15 protein-coding genes are annotated in these 15742 nt (G+C 70.5%); 10 read left to right on the top strand and 5 right to left on the bottom strand.

What is annotated here, in order from left to right; translation table 11 throughout:
• The 4 genes from A5713_RS07445 to A5713_RS07460 form a co-directional block, all read right to left on the bottom strand.
• Window positions 1-665: NAD-dependent epimerase/dehydratase family protein (locus A5713_RS07445; RefSeq protein WP_369804381.1), on the bottom strand; the 665-nt coding region annotated here is incomplete at its 3' end.
• An 8-nt stretch (window positions 666-673) separates the two neighbouring features.
• The gene (locus tag A5713_RS07450; RefSeq protein WP_068094219.1) at window positions 674-1918 is read right to left on the bottom strand and encodes a glycosyltransferase family 4 protein; all 1245 of its coding nucleotides are present in this window, start codon (window positions 1916-1918) and stop codon (window positions 674-676) included.
• Window positions 1919-1931: 13 nt separating this feature from the next.
• Window positions 1932-3482 carry a 1,4-alpha-glucan branching protein domain-containing protein gene (locus A5713_RS07455; protein WP_369804383.1) on the bottom strand — a complete coding sequence of 517 codons (1551 nt, stop codon included), beginning with the start codon at window positions 3480-3482 and terminating at the stop codon, window positions 1932-1934.
• 26 nt (window positions 3483-3508) lie between these two features.
• A complete protein-coding gene (locus A5713_RS07460; RefSeq protein ID WP_067924980.1) occupies window positions 3509-4318 on the bottom strand; it encodes a bifunctional 2-polyprenyl-6-hydroxyphenol methylase/3-demethylubiquinol 3-O-methyltransferase UbiG in 810 nt (269 codons plus the stop codon).
• Window positions 4319-4545: 227 nt separating this feature from the next.
• Between A5713_RS07460 and A5713_RS07465 the strand changes: the two genes are divergently transcribed.
• From A5713_RS07465 to mnmA, 7 genes are all read left to right on the top strand, one after another.
• Complete coding sequence (locus tag A5713_RS07465) at window positions 4546-5337, top strand: electron transfer flavoprotein subunit beta/FixA family protein (RefSeq protein WP_068094146.1); 792 nt, start codon at window positions 4546-4548, stop codon at window positions 5335-5337.
• 39 nt (window positions 5338-5376) lie between these two features.
• Complete coding sequence (locus tag A5713_RS07470; protein ID WP_067917194.1) at window positions 5377-6333, top strand: electron transfer flavoprotein subunit alpha/FixB family protein; 957 nt, start codon at window positions 5377-5379, stop codon at window positions 6331-6333.
• A gap of 837 nt (window positions 6334-7170) precedes the next feature.
• Complete coding sequence (locus tag A5713_RS07475) at window positions 7171-8814, top strand: GAF domain-containing protein (protein ID WP_231980274.1); 1644 nt, start codon at window positions 7171-7173, stop codon at window positions 8812-8814.
• Window positions 8815-8938: 124 nt separating this feature from the next.
• Window positions 8939-9799, top strand: coding sequence for a GNAT family N-acetyltransferase (locus A5713_RS07480; RefSeq protein ID WP_068094155.1), 861 nt, complete (start codon window positions 8939-8941; stop codon window positions 9797-9799).
• The gene (locus tag A5713_RS07485) at window positions 9796-10644 is read left to right on the top strand and encodes a 1-acyl-sn-glycerol-3-phosphate acyltransferase (protein WP_068094158.1); all 849 of its coding nucleotides are present in this window, start codon (window positions 9796-9798) and stop codon (window positions 10642-10644) included. Before A5713_RS07480 ends, A5713_RS07485 begins: the two co-directional genes overlap by 4 nt.
• Before the next feature lie 151 nt (window positions 10645-10795).
• Window positions 10796-11998 (top strand): cysteine desulfurase family protein, encoded by a 1203-nt coding sequence (locus A5713_RS07490; RefSeq protein WP_068094161.1) that lies wholly within the window; start codon window positions 10796-10798, stop codon window positions 11996-11998.
• Entirely contained in the window at window positions 11999-13075 is a 1077-nt protein-coding gene (gene mnmA / locus A5713_RS07495) for a tRNA 2-thiouridine(34) synthase MnmA (RefSeq protein ID WP_068094163.1), read from the top strand. It begins immediately after the preceding gene.
• Here the strand turns inward: mnmA and A5713_RS07500 are convergent.
• Complete coding sequence (locus A5713_RS07500; RefSeq protein WP_068094166.1) at window positions 13072-13707, bottom strand: sensor domain-containing protein; 636 nt, start codon at window positions 13705-13707, stop codon at window positions 13072-13074. The two genes, mnmA and A5713_RS07500, sit on opposite strands and share 4 nt — an antisense overlap.
• A gap of 116 nt (window positions 13708-13823) precedes the next feature.
• Between A5713_RS07500 and A5713_RS07505 the strand changes: the two genes are divergently transcribed.
• From A5713_RS07505 to A5713_RS07515, 3 genes are all read left to right on the top strand, one after another.
• The gene (locus A5713_RS07505; RefSeq protein WP_068094222.1) at window positions 13824-14840 is read left to right on the top strand and encodes a methionine synthase; all 1017 of its coding nucleotides are present in this window, start codon (window positions 13824-13826) and stop codon (window positions 14838-14840) included.
• Between the two features lie 67 nt (window positions 14841-14907).
• Window positions 14908-15390, top strand: coding sequence for an SRPBCC family protein (locus tag A5713_RS07510; protein ID WP_068094170.1), 483 nt, complete (start codon window positions 14908-14910; stop codon window positions 15388-15390).
• Complete coding sequence (locus A5713_RS07515; protein WP_067923383.1) at window positions 15387-15710, top strand: helix-turn-helix transcriptional regulator; 324 nt, start codon at window positions 15387-15389, stop codon at window positions 15708-15710. The genes A5713_RS07510 and A5713_RS07515 overlap by 4 nt, the downstream gene beginning before the upstream one ends.
• The last annotated feature ends 32 nt before the right edge of the window (window positions 15711-15742 follow it).

The raw sequence follows: 15742 nt of genomic DNA on the forward strand, positions 1-15742 counted from the left end.
GACGATCTGGCCGCGCACCGGCTGGCCGCCGAGAACGGGCTGGCGACGGCGACGGTCGCCGTCACCGGGGCGTCGGGATTCCACTTCCGCTCGTCGTCCCCTCCGGCGGGGCGGCGGACCAACCGGATGACGCGATGGCCGCCGGTGCTCAGAAACGCCGTCAACGCCGAACCGACCAGGCCCGACGCCCCGGTGACGGCGACCGTCGCCGTCGCCAGCCCGTTCTCGGCGGCCAGCCGGTGCGCGGCCAGATCGTCGGCCAGCTGGCGGTGCCGGTAGGTGAACATGGGGCGCAGTAACGCGGCCGGTACCGGCGTTTCCACCCGGTCGATGACCCTGGTGCGGCCGCCACCGACGTCCTCGAAATCGTGGGTGTGCCGCCAGCGCACCGCGGTTCGCGCCGGCAGCGCGGCCAGCCCGTCACCACCGATGGCGTCGACGAAGCGCCGCGGCGGGTCGTAGCCGTCCGGCTGGTGCACGGCGACCCAGCGCAGGCCGCCCGGTAGCGCCAACGTGGCCCGGCCGTCCCTGAGCGAGGTGGCCTCGGTGACCAGCCGCATGGGCTGCCACGGCGGCGAGAGTCGGGTAAACGCGCCCGGTCTGGCGTGCCAGGCGAAGACGTCGGCGATCGGCGCGTCGACCACGCTCGAGTATTCCAGCCCCATACTGCAGGTTAGCGGTTCGGCAGGGCGTGTTCGACGATGGGCATGCGCGCGTGCGGCTGGCGCTCGGCGCGCTTGGCGGCCAGATACACCTGCGCCGTCTCCTGCGCCACGGTCTTCCAGTCGAAGGCCGAGGTGAGCCGCTCGCGGGCGGCGTGGGCGCGTCGCTGCGCGGCCTCCGGATCATCGAGCACGGACCGCACGGCCGCGGCCAGCCCGGCGACGTCGCGGGGCGCGCACGACACCCCGGTCCGGCCGTTGATCACCGCCTCGCCCAGGCCGCCGATGTTGGAGGTCACCAGCGGGGTGCCCGCCGCGGCGGCCTCCAGCGCGACGATCCCGAACGGCTCGTAGTGGCTGGGCAGCACCGCGGCGTCGGCCCGATGCAACACCGGGAGCAGCGCCGCGTGGTCGAGGTGTCCGGCGAACCGGATTGCCTTGAGCACCCGATGCTTTCGGGCCTGCTCGATGAGCCACTCCTGCTGGGTGCCCTCCCCGGCGATGGTCAGAGTGGTCCCGGGATGGGTGCGCCGGATCCGTGGCAGGGCGGCGATGACGTCGTGCACGCCCTTCTCGTACTCGAGCCGCCCGAGGTACAGCAGCTCGGCGGGCCCGGTGCGCGGCCGACGCTCGGCGAAGGGCCAGCGCGCGGCGTCGATACCGTTGCGGATGACCGTGATTCCGGCCAGGCCGGGACCGAACAGTTCGGTGATCTCGTCGGCCATCGACGCCGAACACGTGATCAGCGAATCGGATTCGCGCACCAGCCACGACTCGACGGCGTGCACCTGCCGGCTGATCGCGCCGGACACCCAGCCGGAGTGCCGCCCGGCCTCGGTGGCGTGGACGGTGGAAACCATTGGCACGTCGTAGAACTGGGCGAGGGCGATCGCGGGATGCGCCACCAGCCAGTCGTGCGCATGCACTACGTCGGGGCGCCACGGCCGTGTACTGCCGCGCTTCTTCAGCGACAGCCCGGCCCGGATCATGGAATGACCCATCGCCAGTGTCCACGCCATCATGTCGGCGCCGAAGGAGAACTCGTGCGGGTCTTGCGCGGCCGCGACAACCCGGACACCGTCGACCACCTCGTCGGACGACGGGTGCGTGCTGGGATCGGTGCCCGACGGGCGGCGGGACAGCACGACGACCTCGTGACCGGCCGCGGCCAGCGCGGTCGACAGGTGGTGCACGTGCCGGCCGAGGCCGCCGATCACCACCGGTGGGTATTCCCACGACACCATCAGGATCTTCACGCGGCCCACCACCTCATCGGGGCAGCCTGCGCGCGTCCAGCGCGCCGAACAGGCCGTCGGCGCGGTTCCAGCCCTCGGCCAGCCGGCCGGCGGTGTCCCGCCGCCCGGACGCCAGCGCCCCGGCGATCTCGCGGGTGGCGTGGGCGTGCAGATGCGCACGGTAGCGCGCGTAGTCGGCGGCCGAATCCTTGCTCACCATGAACGGCCAGTCGCTGGAGACCGTGAGCAGGGTCTCGCGCAGGATCTGATCGGCCACGTGGTCGCGGGGGAGCGGCCCGTCCAGCGACGCCCGCTGCGACAACGCCTTGTCCACTGTGCTGAGCGCCATGTCCACCACTTCGGCGTTGAGCTGGACCAGGTCGGCCACCTTGTCGCCGGCCCACACCTGCCAGTCCTTGCCGGAGCCCCACGAACTGGGCGGCAATGCCACTGCGCGCCCGACGAATCCGTCGGTGATGGCGTCGCTCAGCGTGCCCACCCGCACGCCGGCGGCGGGCAGGGCGCGCAGCACCCGCGCCAGCCACGTCGGGCCCTCGTACCACCAATGGCCGAACAGTTCGGTGTCAAAGGCGGCCACCACGTGGGCCGGCCGCCCGATCCGTTCGGATTCGCTCGCCAGCCGGTTGCGGACCACGTCGACGAAGTCGGCGACATGGACGTCGACCGCATGATCGGCGCGCTCGGGGTCGTAGGGCGCCTTCGCCTCCGACGGCACGTTGCGGCCGGTCACCCGCGCCGGTTTCAGCCCGGTGAGGTGGTCGTAGGTGTGGAAATCGCGGTAGGCGGCGTGCCCCGGGTAGCCCGATTTCGGCGACCAGACCCGGTAGCTGACCTGCAGGTCGCGCCCGAACGCGACCACGTCGGTGTCGCCGACCGGCCGGCCCAGGGCGGTGTCGCCGTGCAGTGACGGGCCGTCGACCATGAAGTGGGTGACACCCGCGGCCGCATAACCGTCCTCCAGACCGGGGGCGTACGCGCATTCGGGCGCCCAGATGCCGCTCGGGCGGTGCGCCATCCGCTGGACAGGGTCGGCCAGCCCCTCGCTCAGGGCGAACTCGCGAAGCCGCGGCGCGAGCAGCGGCTGGAACGGGTGGGCCAGCGGTCCGCCGAGCAACTCCACCGTGCCGGCGTCGATCAGGGCGCGCAACAGCGGGCTGCCGCCGTGCCGCCATTGGGTGGCGAACTCGTCGAGCGCCCGATCTGCTTCGGCGCATTCGCGAATACCCAAGGTGCGCAACGCTTCCGGCGTGCAGGACTGGAAACCGGCCGACTTCGACCGGGGCGCGGACCGCACGCTGGCGGCCTCGGCCGCCCGCAGCCGCCAGTTGGCCAGCCAGTGGTGCATTCCGTCGAGGCAGTACGGATCGTCGAGCTGCGCGTTCACCACCGGAGTGACGCCGAGGGTCACCACCCCGCGGCGATCCTCGTCGGCCAGCGCGGTCAGCACCCGCATCAGCGGCAGGTAGGCCGCCGCCCACGACTGGTAGAGCCACTCCTCGCCGACCGGCCACCGCCCGTGATGGGCCAGCCACGGCAGGTGGGTGTGCAGGACCAGGGTGAACATGCCGGGCACCGGGTCGAGCGAATCGCTCACGGCGCAACCGCGATTGCGATCAGGTCCAGGCTGTCGTCGATGTCACGGCGGCCGTCCTCGACGATGTCGAAGTCGTCGGTGGTCACCGCGGCGACGTCGGCAGCCAGCTCGGGCGGCCAGGGCTTGCCGGCCATCGCGAGCTCGATCTGCGCGTCGATGATGGAGCCGCCGTGGCGGGCGTCCAACTCCCGCAGCCGCGGACCGTGAAACACCCCGGAGACCGCTACGTCGCGAAAGCCGGCGTCGACCAACAACTGGGTCAGCTCACCGGCGTTGAGTTCGCGGGTGTGGAACGGGTTGATCGGGGTGTCGCGGCCCGGGGAGAACGTGATCCGGTTCGGTGTGGACACCATCAGCAGCCCGTCGCGACGCAGCACCCGCGCGCATTCGGCCACGAATTGTGCCTGATCCCACAGATGCTCGATGACTTGGAAGTTGACCACAATATCCACCGACGCGTCGGGCAGCGGAAGCTCGGCCAGGTTCGCCCGCATGACCTCCACCCGCGGGTAGCGGGCGCGCACGTGCGCCACGGCCGCCTCGTCGTAATCCACGGCCACGACCCGGCGGGCGACGCCGGCGATCAGGTCGGCGCCATACCCCTCGCCACAGCCGGCCTCGAGCACCTCGCGGCCCGCGCACAGCCCGCCCAGTCGCTGGTAAACCACCTGATGGCGGCGGAACCAGTAGTTTTCGACGTCCAGGTCCGGAATGGTGCGCTCGCCGGTCAACATCAGGACGGGGTCAGCCGCCGGCGTCGGATCGCCGAGGCTGTGCCGGGGTACGTCGGGGACGGTTGCGCTCATCGCATAGGCAGGCTAACGCGAAGTGTCGGATTCGCGAACCGGGAACGAGGCGCCCCCGGTCGCCGACGGTAGACACGCCGCAAGAACGTGCAGTACGACCCGCTATGGTGTGACTGCAGGCTGCACAAAGTTACCCGGTAGTAACACGACCGTGCGCTGCTAAACGCGTACTGAAAGTCTCGTGGTCGACTGCTGCGAGACTCCTTCGAGGAGGACGAACCACACTCATGACGAACATCGTGGTCCTGATCAAGCAGGTCCCAGACACCTGGTCGGAACGCAAGCTGAACGACGGCGACTACACGCTGGACCGCGAGGCCGCCGACGCGGTACTGGACGAGATCAACGAGCGCGCCGTCGAAGAGGCCTTGCAGATCCGTGAGCGGGAAGGCGGCGAGGGGTCGGTGACCGTGCTGACCGCGGGCCCCGAACGCGCCACCGAGGCGATCCGCAAGGCGCTGTCGATGGGCGCCGACAAGGCCGTCCACCTCAAGGACGACGGCATGCGCGGTTCCTGCGTGGTGCAAACCGCCTGGGCGCTGGCGCGCGCGCTGGGCACCATCGAGGGCACCGAGCTCGTCATCGCCGGTAACGAGTCCACCGACGGCTCGGGCGGTGCGGTGCCGGCGATCATCGCCGAGTACCTGGGCCTTCCGCAGCTGACCCACCTGCGCAAGCTGTCGATCGAGGGCGGCAAGGTCACCGGCGAGCGCGAGACCGACGACGGCGTCTTCAGCCTCGAGGCCACCCTGCCCGCGGTGGTGAGCGTGACCGAGAAGATCAACGAGCCGCGCTTCCCGTCCTTCAAGGGCATCATGGCCGCGAAGAAGAAAGAGGTGACGGTGCTGACCCTCGCCGAGATCGGGGTCGAAAGCGACGAGGTCGGCCTCGAGAACGCCGGCTCGAAGGTGCTGTCGTCGACGCCCAAGCCGCCGAAGACCGCGGGTGAGAAGGTCACCGACGAGGGCGAGGGCGGTAACCAGATCTCCCAGTACCTGGTCGCCCAGAAGATCATCTAGTCGAGCACCCATCCCACAGACGAGAAGAGCGAAGAAACCATGGCTGAAGTTTTGGTGCTCGTTGAGCACGCCGAAGGCGCCCTGAAGAAGGTCACCTCCGAATTGATCACCGCCGCCCGCCCGCTGGGCGAGCCGGCCGCCGTCGTCGTCGGCAAGCCCGGCACGGCCGCGCCCCTGATCGACGGTTTGAAGGAGGCGGGCGCCGCCAAGATCTACGTCGCCGAGTCCGACGACGCCGAGAACTACTTGATCACCCCGGTGGTCGACGTGCTGGCCTCGCTCGCCGAGTCGAACGCTCCGGCGGCCGTGCTGCTGGCCGCCAACGCCGACGGCAAAGAGGTCGCGGGCCGGCTCGCCGCCCGGATCGGATCCGGCCTGCTGGTCGACGTGGTCGGCGTCCAGGAGGGCAACAAGGCGGTGCACTCCATCTTTGGTGGCGCGTTCACCGTCGAGTCGCAGGCCAACGGCGACACCCCGGTCATCACGGTCCGCGGCGGCGCCATCGACGCCGAGCCGCAGGCCGGTGCCGGCGAGCAGGTCACCGTCGAGGTACCGGCGCCCGCCGAGAACGCCACCAAGATCACGGCCCGTGAGCCGGCGGTCGCCGGTGACCGGCCGGAGCTCACCGAGGCCTCGATCGTGGTGTCCGGTGGCCGCGGCGTGGGCAGCGCGGAGAACTTCAGCGTGGTCGAGGCGCTGGCCGACTCGCTGGGCGCCGCCGTCGGTGCGTCGCGCGCCGCGGTCGACTCCGGTTACTACCCGGGCCAGTTCCAGGTCGGTCAGACCGGCAAGACGGTGTCGCCCCAGCTCTACATCGCGTTGGGGATTTCCGGGGCCATCCAGCACCGCGCGGGCATGCAGACCTCGAAGACCATCGTCGCGGTCAACAAGGACGAAGAGGCGCCCATCTTCGAGATCGCCGACTACGGCGTGGTGGGCGACCTGTTCAAGGTCGCCCCGCAGCTGACCGACGCCATCAAGGCACGCAAGGGCTGAGTTCCTCGGCTTGGGAGCCCCCGGCGCCGCGGCGCCGGGGGCTCTTGCGTCTCGAGGCTTGGGACTGTGTCCGCAGCGGGTACTGGCTGCTGGAATTTGATAGCGCGGGCGCTATCAAATTCCAGAGTCGGGAAGTGGTCCTGAAGCCGACTACCGCGCCCGGTCAGCGTCGCGTCGATGCGAGGTCACACCCCAGGCCGGTTCGGTGAACCCGAAATGTCTTCCGCCCGAGGGCATCCGGACCGCAGAGTTGGAAAGCCGTTCAATCGGACGTCGGTCGCCGACGCGCAGCCCGCTCGCCGGGACCCTGGCTGCCGCTCGAGAGCGCCAGTGCCGCACGGGTTTTCGATGCCGAGCGTCGCGCATCCTGGGCGCGTTGCCGGACGACGCGGGCCGATTCGCGCGTTTCTCGTGCCTGCGCGATGACGTTTCCCAGCGGGGGCGGGGTCACCGCTTGGTCGGCGGCGCGGCGCCGGACGCGGGCGCGGTGCGATTTCTGCCGGCACGCCCCGCTGCAATAGCGCGCGTCGGCCCGGCCATGAAACGCCGTGCCACATTCCCAGCAGTGCAACCGGCCAGCGACCATAACGGCATGTTACGCCTAACTGTAACGCTCAGCAACATCTGCGCCGTGACGGCTTTGCGCTGGTAAGGTGACCTCTACCGGCAGATCAAGGCTGAACCCCAACGGTAATTCCGCTCGTCAGCAAACATTTTCGCATCCGGGGTTCGCCTCCACTACCTGGCACCGGGCATCGGTCTGAAGAAAGTCGGGAGATGCGCGAAGACGAGTGTGGATCGGCTTTTGGGCTCCGCCGCCCGGACTTTCTGAGCCGGATGCATGAGCAGCTCGACGAATTGGCCGCCGAACGCCAGCAGATGGCGCAGCTGCTCCAGGTAGCGATCGAGATCGGCTCCGATCTCGAGCTCGACGCGATACTGCACCGCATCGTGGCCGCCGCGATAGGCATGACCGGTGCCCGCTACGGCGCCATCGGGGTGTGGGGGCCCGAGGGAACTCTGGCGTCCTTCGTACACAGTGGGATGGCCGCGGATACCGTGCGGCGGGTCGGTCATCTGCCGGTGGGCAAAGGGCTGCTTGGTGCCCTGCGCGACCGTACAGAGCCGTTGCGCGTGGCCGAGCTGTCCGACCATTCGACGGCCGTGGGGTTCCCGGAGCACCACCCGCCGATGCGGGCGTTCCTCGGCATGCCCATCATCATCCGCGGCGTGGTGTTCGGCAGCCTCTACGTCACCGACGACCGGCCCGGCCGCTGCTTCTGCGAGGCCGACGAGGTCACCGTCCGGGCGCTCGCGTCGGCGGCATCGGTGGCCATCGACAATGCCCGCTTGTTCGACCGGGTCCGCGCGGGCGCCCGGTGGACCGACGCCAGCCGCGAGATCAGCAACGCCCTGCTGTCCGAGTCGGGCCCCGGCGTGCAACCTCTGCAACTGATCGTCGAGCGCGCCGCCGAGCTGACGGACGCCGAGCAGGCGATCGTCCTCGTTCCGACCGACCCCGACCGGCCCAACGACGACCGCCTCGTCGTGTCCGCGGCGGTCGGCCTGCACGCGGATCAGGTTCTGGGGCAAGAGATCCCGATCGACGGGTCCACCACCGGCGAGGTGTTTCGGGCCGGCTGGCCGCTGCTCACCGAGACATTTCGGCGTCCCATCCCGGCGTTCACCGACGTAGGCGAGCGACCCGCGATCCTGATGCCGCTCAGATCCGACCAGCAGACGTTGGGCGTGATCGTGGTGGCCCGTAACACCGATGCGGAGCCCTTCGACGAAACGCATCTCGACCTGGTTCGCGACTTCGCCGACCACGCGGCGATCGCCCTCACGCTGGCGACCGAACGGCGGAACGCGCGGGAGTTGAGCGTGCTGGTCGACCGGGAACGCATCGCCCGCGATCTGCACGACCAGGTGATCAGCCGCGTCTTCACCGTCGGGATGGACCTGCAGGGCGTCGTGGCCCGGCTTCGTTCACCGCAACTCGCTTCGCGGCTGACCAGATCCGTCAACGAGTTGCAGAACGTCATCGACGACATCCGGCGCACCGTCTTCGATCTCCAGCGCCCGCAGGCCCGGCGGCGCACGCTCGCCGAGCGCGTCCAAGACGCGATCGCGCGCCTCGCCGACGACGACAATCAGGGGACGACGCTGCGCATGGCGGGGACGATGACCGCGGTGAGCGACGAACTCGCCGAACACGCCGAAGCCGTCGTCAACGAGGCGCTCAGCAACGCTGTGCGGCACTCGGGGGCCGGGGCCATCGCCGTCGAGGTCACCCTCACCGACGAGCTGCTGCTCGAGATCACCGACGACGGGTGCGGGATTCCCGCCAATGGCCACCGCGCCGATGGTCTGGACGACATCGCCCGCCGTGCCAAAGACCTCGGCGGTGACTGCGCGATCACCAGTCCGCCCGGCGGCGGCACACGCGTCCGCTGGAGCGCGCCACTGCGGACTTCCTGACCCGGGCTCTGGAGGGGGAGCCCGGGTCAGCCCGCTCTCGCGACCACATTTCGTCACCTGACGTGCACGGACACGTCACAGCCACGATGCCGACTCGCTCATCGGCTACGCAACGTTGGTTGACATGAGCATTGCTTCTGTCCTGATTCCCAGCGACAAGGCCGAAGGCGCGACGGCGGCGTCGGCCGCCGGGCCGCACTACTCGCTCCTGCTGTCCACCGACGCCAGCATGATCGAGGCGGCGCAGCGGCTACGGTATGAAGTCTTTTCCACCACGCCCGGCTTTGCACTGCCGACGAACGACGGCGAACGACGGGATGTCGACAGGTTCGACGAGCACTGCGACCACCTCCTGGTCCGCGACGACAGCACCGGCGAACTGGTGGGTTGCTACCGGATGCTGGCGCCGGCGGGCGCGATCGCGGCCGGGGGCCTCTACACCGCGACGGAGTTCGACATCCGCGCTTTCGACCCGATCAGGCCGTCGCTGGTGGAGATGGGACGCGCGGTGGTGCGCGAGGGCCACCGCAACGGCGGCGTCGTGCTGCTCATGTGGGCCGGCATCCTGGCCTACCTCGACCGCTACGGCTACGACTACGTGACCGGCTGCGTGTCGGTGCCGGTCTGCGGGGACGCCGACGACCCGGAGAATCGGGTTCCGGGCCGCCAGCTGCGGGGCGTCCGCGACTTCATCCTGGACCGCCACGCCGCACCGGCGCAGTACCGGGTGCGCCCGCACCGGCCGGTGGTCGTGGACGGCAAGGCGCTCGACGACATCCCGGCGCCCGCTCGCCCGTCGGTCCCGGCGCTGATGCGCGGTTACCTGCGGCTGGGCGCGCAGGTGTGCGGTGAGCCCGCGCACGACCCCGCCTTCGGGGTTGGCGATTTCTGCGTCCTGCTCGACAAAGGGCGCGCCGATACCCGATATCTCAAGCGGCTGCGGTCGGTGTCGGCGGCCTCGCAGATGGCCGGCGGCGACCGATGAACGCGCCCGCCCGCACCGGGCACCCCTGGCTGCCGCGCGCGACGTGTGACGCCGGTTGTGTGGGTCTCTGCGACGTGACCGCGTCATCGAGGCTTCTGGTGGCGCTGCGGGTCACGCTTCGCGTCATGCTGGCCCTGCTGCTGGCGCCGGGGGTGGCGCTGCTGGCGGTGCCGCTGCCCGGCCGCACGCGCGTGCAGCGCATCTACTGCCGGATGGTGTTGCGCTGCTTCGGCATCCGGATCACGGTGACCGGTAGCCCGATTCGCAACCTGCGCGGGGTTCTGGTGGTCAGCCCGCACATGTCCTGGCTCGACGTCTTCGCCATCGGCTCGGTGTTGCCGGGGTCGTTCGTCGCCCGGGCCGATATGTTCACCGGGCCCGCAACGGGCATCGTGGCCCGCATCCTGAAGATCATCCCGATCGAGCGGTCCAGTCTGCGGTTGTTGCCCGCGGTGGTCGACACCGTCGCCCGCCGGCTGAGCGGCGGCCAGACCGTCGTGTGCTTCCCGGAGGGCACCACCTGGTGCGGTCGGGACGGCGGGGCGTTCTATCCCGCGATGTTCCAGGCCGCGATCGACGCCGGCCGTCCGGTGCAGCCACTTCGGCTGACCTACCACCACGTCGACGGCAGCGTCTCGACCGTGCCGGCCTTCGTCGGCGACGAGACCCTGGTCGGATCCATCCGCCGGCTGCTGACCGTGCGACGCACGCTGGCGCGGGTGCACGTCGAATCCCTGCAGCTCCCGGGGACGGATCGGCGAGCGCTGGCGAGCCGCTGCCAGTCGGTGGTGGGCGGCACAGCCGCCCGGCCCGCCCGGCGCGGACGCGTGCTGCTGGCCTCTTAGCCAAATGGTGGCGACCCGCAGCGCCCGGCAACGCCGCGCTTGCGATCGCCACTAGCCAAACGGTGGCGACCCGCAGCGCCCGGCAACGCCGCGCTTGCGATCGCCAGTAGGCCCGGTGGAACTTTCACCTGCCGGTATCGTGGGTCGCGTCATGGTCTACCTCGATCACGCCGCTACCACGCCGATGCACCCCGCCGCCGTCGAGGCGATGGCGGCGGTGCTCGGCACCGTCGGCAACGCCTCCTCGCTGCACACCAGCGGCCGGACGGCGCGGCGGCGCATCGAGGAATCCCGCGAGCTCATCGCCGACCGGCTGGGCGCCCGCCCGTCGGAGGTCATCTTCACCGCGGGCGGCACTGAAAGCGACAATCTGGCGGTCAAGGGCATCTACTGGGCCCGCCGCGACGCCGAACCGCGCCACCGCCGCATCATCACCAGCGAGGTCGAACACCACGCCGTGCTGGACTCGGTCAACTGGCTCGTCGAACACGAGGGCGCCGAGGTGACCTGGTTGCCGACCGCCGCCGACGGTTCGGTCTCGGCCACCGCGCTGCGCGAGGCGCTGCGCAGCCACGACGATGTCGCGCTGGTGTCGGTGATGTGGGCCAACAACGAGGTCGGCACCGTCATGCCGGCCGCCGACCTCGCCGCCGTCGCGGCCGAGTTCGGGGTTCCGATGCACAGCGACGCCGTGCAGGCGGTGGGGCAGTTGCCGGTGGACTTCGCCGCCAGCGGGCTCTCGGCGATGAGCGTTGCCGCGCACAAGTTCGGTGGTCCTCCCGGGGTGGGCGCGCTGCTGGTGCGCCGCGACGTGGCGTGTGTGCCGCTGGCGCACGGTGGCGGACAAGAGCGTGACATCCGTTCCGGCACCGCCGACGTCGCCGGTGCGGTCGGCATGGCGGCCGCGGCCCGGATCGCGGTGGACGGCATCGAGGCGAACAGCGCGCGGCTCCGGGCGTTGCGTGACCGGCTGATCGACGGGGTGCTCGCGGGCATCGACGACGTCAGCCTCAACGGCGCCCGCGACCCGTCCCCCGCAAGCGGGAGGTACCCCCAGCGGTTGCCCGGCAATGCACACTTCACGTTCCCTGGCTGCGAAGGCGATGCGTTGTTGATGTTGTTGGACGCCAACGGCATCGAATGCTCGACCGGGTCGGCGTGCACCGCGGGCGTCGCGCAGCCGTCGCACGTGCTGCTCGCGATGGGTGCAGACCCCACCAGCGCCCGCGGATCCTTGCGGATGTCCTTGGGTCACACCAGCGTCGACGACGATGTGGATGCGGTGTTGCAGGTGCTGCCCGCGGCGGTGGACCGCGCCCGCCGCGCCGCACTGGCCGCCGCGGGGGCTCCCTAAGTGAAGGTCCTCGCCGCGATGAGTGGCGGCGTCGACTCGTCGGTCGCCGCCGCCCGCATGGTCGACGCCGGACACGACGTGGTCGGCGTGCATCTGGCGTTGTCGGCCACGCCCGGCACGCTGCGGACGGGTTCGCGCGGGTGCTGCTCGAAAGAAGATGCCTCGGACGCGAGCCGCGTCGCCGATGTGCTCGGAATCCCTTTCTACGTCTGGGATTTCGCCGAGCGGTTCCAAGCCGACGTGATCGACGATTTCGTGTCCTCCTACGCGCGCGGCGAAACGCCCAACCCGTGCGTGCGGTGCAATCAGCGGATCAAGTTCTCCGCCCTGTCGGCGAAAGCGGTTGCGCTGGGCTTCGACACCGTGGCCACCGGCCACTACGCCAGGCTGTCCGGTGGGCGGCTCCGCCGCGCGGTTGACCACGACAAGGACCAGTCCTACGTGCTCGCCGTGCTGACCGCCGAGCAGCTGCGCCACGCCACGTTCCCCATCGGTGACACCCCCAAGGCGCAGATTCGTGCCGAAGCGGCCCGCCGCGGCCTCGCGGTCGCGGAGAAACCCGACAGCCACGACATCTGTTTCATTCCCTCGGGGAATACCCGAGCCTTCCTCGGCGAGCGCATCGCGGTCCGGCGCGGCGCCGTCGTCGGCGCTGACGGCACGGTGCTCGCCGAGCACGACGGCGTGCACGGTTTCACCATCGGCCAGCGCAAGGGCCTGGGCATCGCCGGCCCTGGCCCCGACGGCGGCCCGCGCTACGTGACGGCGATCGACGCCGACACCGCGACCGTACGGGTGGGAGAGGCGGCCGACCTCGAGGTGCGTGAGTTGCGCGGGCGCGAGCCGGTCTTCACCGGGGGACGGCCGCCATCGGGCCCCGTCGAGTGCGCGGTCCAGGTCCGGGCACACGGTGAAACCGCCGACGCGGTAGCGGAATTGGTCGGCGACGAGCTGGTCGTGCGGTTGCGCGTCCCGCTGCGCGGCGTCGCTCCGGGCCAGACGCTGGTGCTGTACCGCCCGGACCCGGACGGTGACGAAGTGCTCGGCAGCGCCACCATCGCCGCTACCGCACGCTAAGCCGGTACGTTCGCGACGATGTTCGTCATCACGATGTCGGACACCGATTGCGCAAAGCCGCAGAACGTGACCTCCAGGATGGCCACCGACCGCAGCCGGTAGTCGCGGCCGCAGCCACCGGGCCGCAGATGCAGCGAGCCGGCGTCGGCCTTCCAGTCGCCGACGTATTGCTGGCCACCCGAGCCGTCGGCGCAATCCCCGACCGTGGTCACCAAGGCGCCGAAGGCGCGCCGTGCGGTGTCGACGTCCCGGTAGGCCGCGGCGCCCTCGGAGATCAGCGCCCCATCGGGCGGGTCCTGGAACGTCGTCTTGTGGAACTCCTCGACATCCGGGCCGAACGTGGCGGTCTCGGCGTAGATGAACCGGCATTCGCGCGGCGTGGTGTCGGCGAGGGCGTCGATGTCCACCGGCCTGGTGCCGTCCATGGACGGGATGATCGTCAGGTGCTCCCCGGCGCCGGTGATCGCGCGCATCCGCGACTGGTCCAAGAGGATCGTGTCGACGTTCACCCCCTGCACCGCCCTGCGGGGGGAACCGAATCCCGCCACCGCGGCGCCGTCCACCACCCGGGTGCACGCGGCAGCCAGCACCACTACCGCCCACAGCAGCAGCGGCCGCGCCCATCTCGCCATCCGCGACACGTTTCGTACCCTTCTCGCGGTTGAACCTACCCGTGCGGTGGCGCGACAGACACCCCTGGTCAACGGCGTGGCGGGTCAGGTCGAATACGGTTGGGCGGGTGAGTGTTATCCCGCACCCCTTCGCGAGGGCCAGCGGCATCGGGTCGTGGCCCGGCATCAAGCCGCGGGAGGCCGCCGAGGTCGTCGTCGGTGAGTTGGCCGACGCGTTGTCGCACATCGTCGAGCTGCCGGCCCGCGGAGTGGGCGCCGACATGCTCGGACGGGCCGGCGCGCTGCTGATCGACGTGGCCATCGACACCGTGCCGCGCGGCTATCGGGTCGCCGCGCGGCCGGGTGCGGTCACCCGCCGCGCCGCCAGTCTCCTCGAGGAGGACATGGACGCGTTGGAAGAGGCCTGGGAGGTGGCCGGCCTGCGTGGTGGCGACCGCGTGGTCAAGGTGCAGGCTCCCGGGCCGATCACCCTGTCGGCCGAGCTGGAGCTGGCCAACGGCCATCGGGCGATCACCGACCCCGGCGCCGTGCGCGATCTGGCGGCGTCGCTGGCCGAAGGCGTCGCCGCCCACCGCGCGGCGCTGGCGCGCCGGCTCGAGACGCCGGTGGTGGTGCAGTTCGACGAGCCGTCGCTGCCGAACGCGTTGGGCGGGCGGCTGACCGGTGTGACGGCGCTGAGCCCGGTGGCGCCGCTGGACGAAGCGGTGGCCTTAGCCCTGCTCGACGACTGCGTCGCCACGGTGGGAGGCGCGGCGGTGTTGCACAGCTGTGCCGCGGAGTTGCCGTGGAAGATGTTGCAGGGCAGCCAAATCGGTGCGGTGTCGGTGGATGCGAGCACCTTGGTGGCGGCGGATCTCGACGGTATGGCCGGGTTCGTCGAATCGGGCCGCACGATCATGCTGGGGGTGGTGCCCAGCAGCGCTCCGGAGCGGTGCCCGTCGGCCGAAGAGGTGGCGGCCGCCCTGGTCGGGGTGACCGATCGCCTTGGCTTCGGGCGCTCGGCGCTGCGCGACCGCATCGGCGTCACCCCGGCGTGTGGCCTGGCCGGCGCGACGCCGGAATGGGCCCGCCTGGCGATCGGGCTGGCCCGTGAGGCGGCCGAGGCATTCGCGGGGGACCCGGACGCCATCTGATAGGCAACCAAATAGTTGCGCTTTTCGTGGTGCCGTGGTGGACTCATATGCAACCGGGAGGTTGCATATGAGGATTGAGAAGCGCGTATTGCTGCACGCGCCGTTGGAGCGGGTATGGCGGGCCATCAGCGACGCCGACGAGTTTGGCCGCTGGTTCGGAGTCCGCTTCGACGGGCCGTTCGTCGCCGGGACTTCGGTCGGCGCGGTGATCCATCCGACAACGGTCGACGACGAGGTCGCCAGTCGGCAGGAGCCACACACCGGAGTAGAAAGCACCTGGCACATCGTCGCCGTCGAGCCGCAGCGGCGGTTCGCCTATCGGTGGCACCCCTTCGCCGTCGACCCGGACGCCGACTACGGCCAGGAGCCGACCACGCTGGTCGAGTTCACGCTGTCGGAAACGCCCGACGGCGTGCTGCTCACCATTACCGAGTCCGGATTCGAGGACATTCCCGAAGCGCGCCGCCCTTCCTCCTTCGAGGCCAACTCCGAGGGGTGGGCGATCCAGACGGATCTGGTGCGCAGGTATCTGCAAGAAGCCCGCGAATGAGCGGGCGCGTCGCGGTGGGCGCGCCGCTCTTCGACGCGCTCGGTGACCCGAACCGGCTGCGCATCATCGTGCGGCTCTGCGATCTTGGCCCGAGCTCGACGTCACAGCTCACCAGCGTCATACCCGTCAGCCGCCAGGCTGCCAGCAAGCACCTGCAGCTGCTGGAATCGGCGGGTTTGGTGACCAGCAGCAGGCGCGGTCGCGAGCGAGTCTGGGCGGTGCGGACAGCCCCCTTGGCCCAGGCCAGTGACTACCTCACCGCCTTGTCGCGTCGGTGGGATGCGGCGGTGGACCGGCTGCGGGCATACGTGGAGGACTGAGTCCGGGTGTCGCCGCGCTCGGATAGCCTGCG

It is taken from the genome of Mycobacterium sp. E2497 (genome assembly GCF_001668695.1).
GTDB lineage: Bacteria > Actinomycetota > Actinomycetes > Mycobacteriales > Mycobacteriaceae > Mycobacterium.

Bases quoted from the DNA above. Each gene is read 5' to 3' on its own strand.
- A5713_RS07455 (WP_369804383.1), bottom strand. From the start codon at position 3,482: ATGTTCACCCTGGTCCTGCACACCCACCTGCCGTGGCTGGCCCATCAC.
- A5713_RS07460 (WP_067924980.1), bottom strand. From the start codon at position 4,318: ATGAGCGCAACCGTCCCCGACGTACCCCGGCACAGCCTCGGCGATCCG.
- A5713_RS07465 (WP_068094146.1), top strand. From the start codon at position 4,546: ATGACGAACATCGTGGTCCTGATCAAGCAGGTCCCAGACACCTGGTCG.
- A5713_RS07470 (WP_067917194.1), top strand. From the start codon at position 5,377: ATGGCTGAAGTTTTGGTGCTCGTTGAGCACGCCGAAGGCGCCCTGAAG.
- A5713_RS07475 (WP_231980274.1), top strand. From the start codon at position 7,171: ATGCATGAGCAGCTCGACGAATTGGCCGCCGAACGCCAGCAGATGGCG.
- A5713_RS07480 (WP_068094155.1), top strand. From the start codon at position 8,939: ATGAGCATTGCTTCTGTCCTGATTCCCAGCGACAAGGCCGAAGGCGCG.
- A5713_RS07485 (WP_068094158.1), top strand. From the start codon at position 9,796: ATGAACGCGCCCGCCCGCACCGGGCACCCCTGGCTGCCGCGCGCGACG.
- A5713_RS07490 (WP_068094161.1), top strand. From the start codon at position 10,796: ATGGTCTACCTCGATCACGCCGCTACCACGCCGATGCACCCCGCCGCC.
- A5713_RS07500 (WP_068094166.1), bottom strand. From the start codon at position 13,707: ATGGCGAGATGGGCGCGGCCGCTGCTGCTGTGGGCGGTAGTGGTGCTG.
- A5713_RS07510 (WP_068094170.1), top strand. From the start codon at position 14,908: ATGAGGATTGAGAAGCGCGTATTGCTGCACGCGCCGTTGGAGCGGGTA.
- A5713_RS07515 (WP_067923383.1), top strand. From the start codon at position 15,387: ATGAGCGGGCGCGTCGCGGTGGGCGCGCCGCTCTTCGACGCGCTCGGT.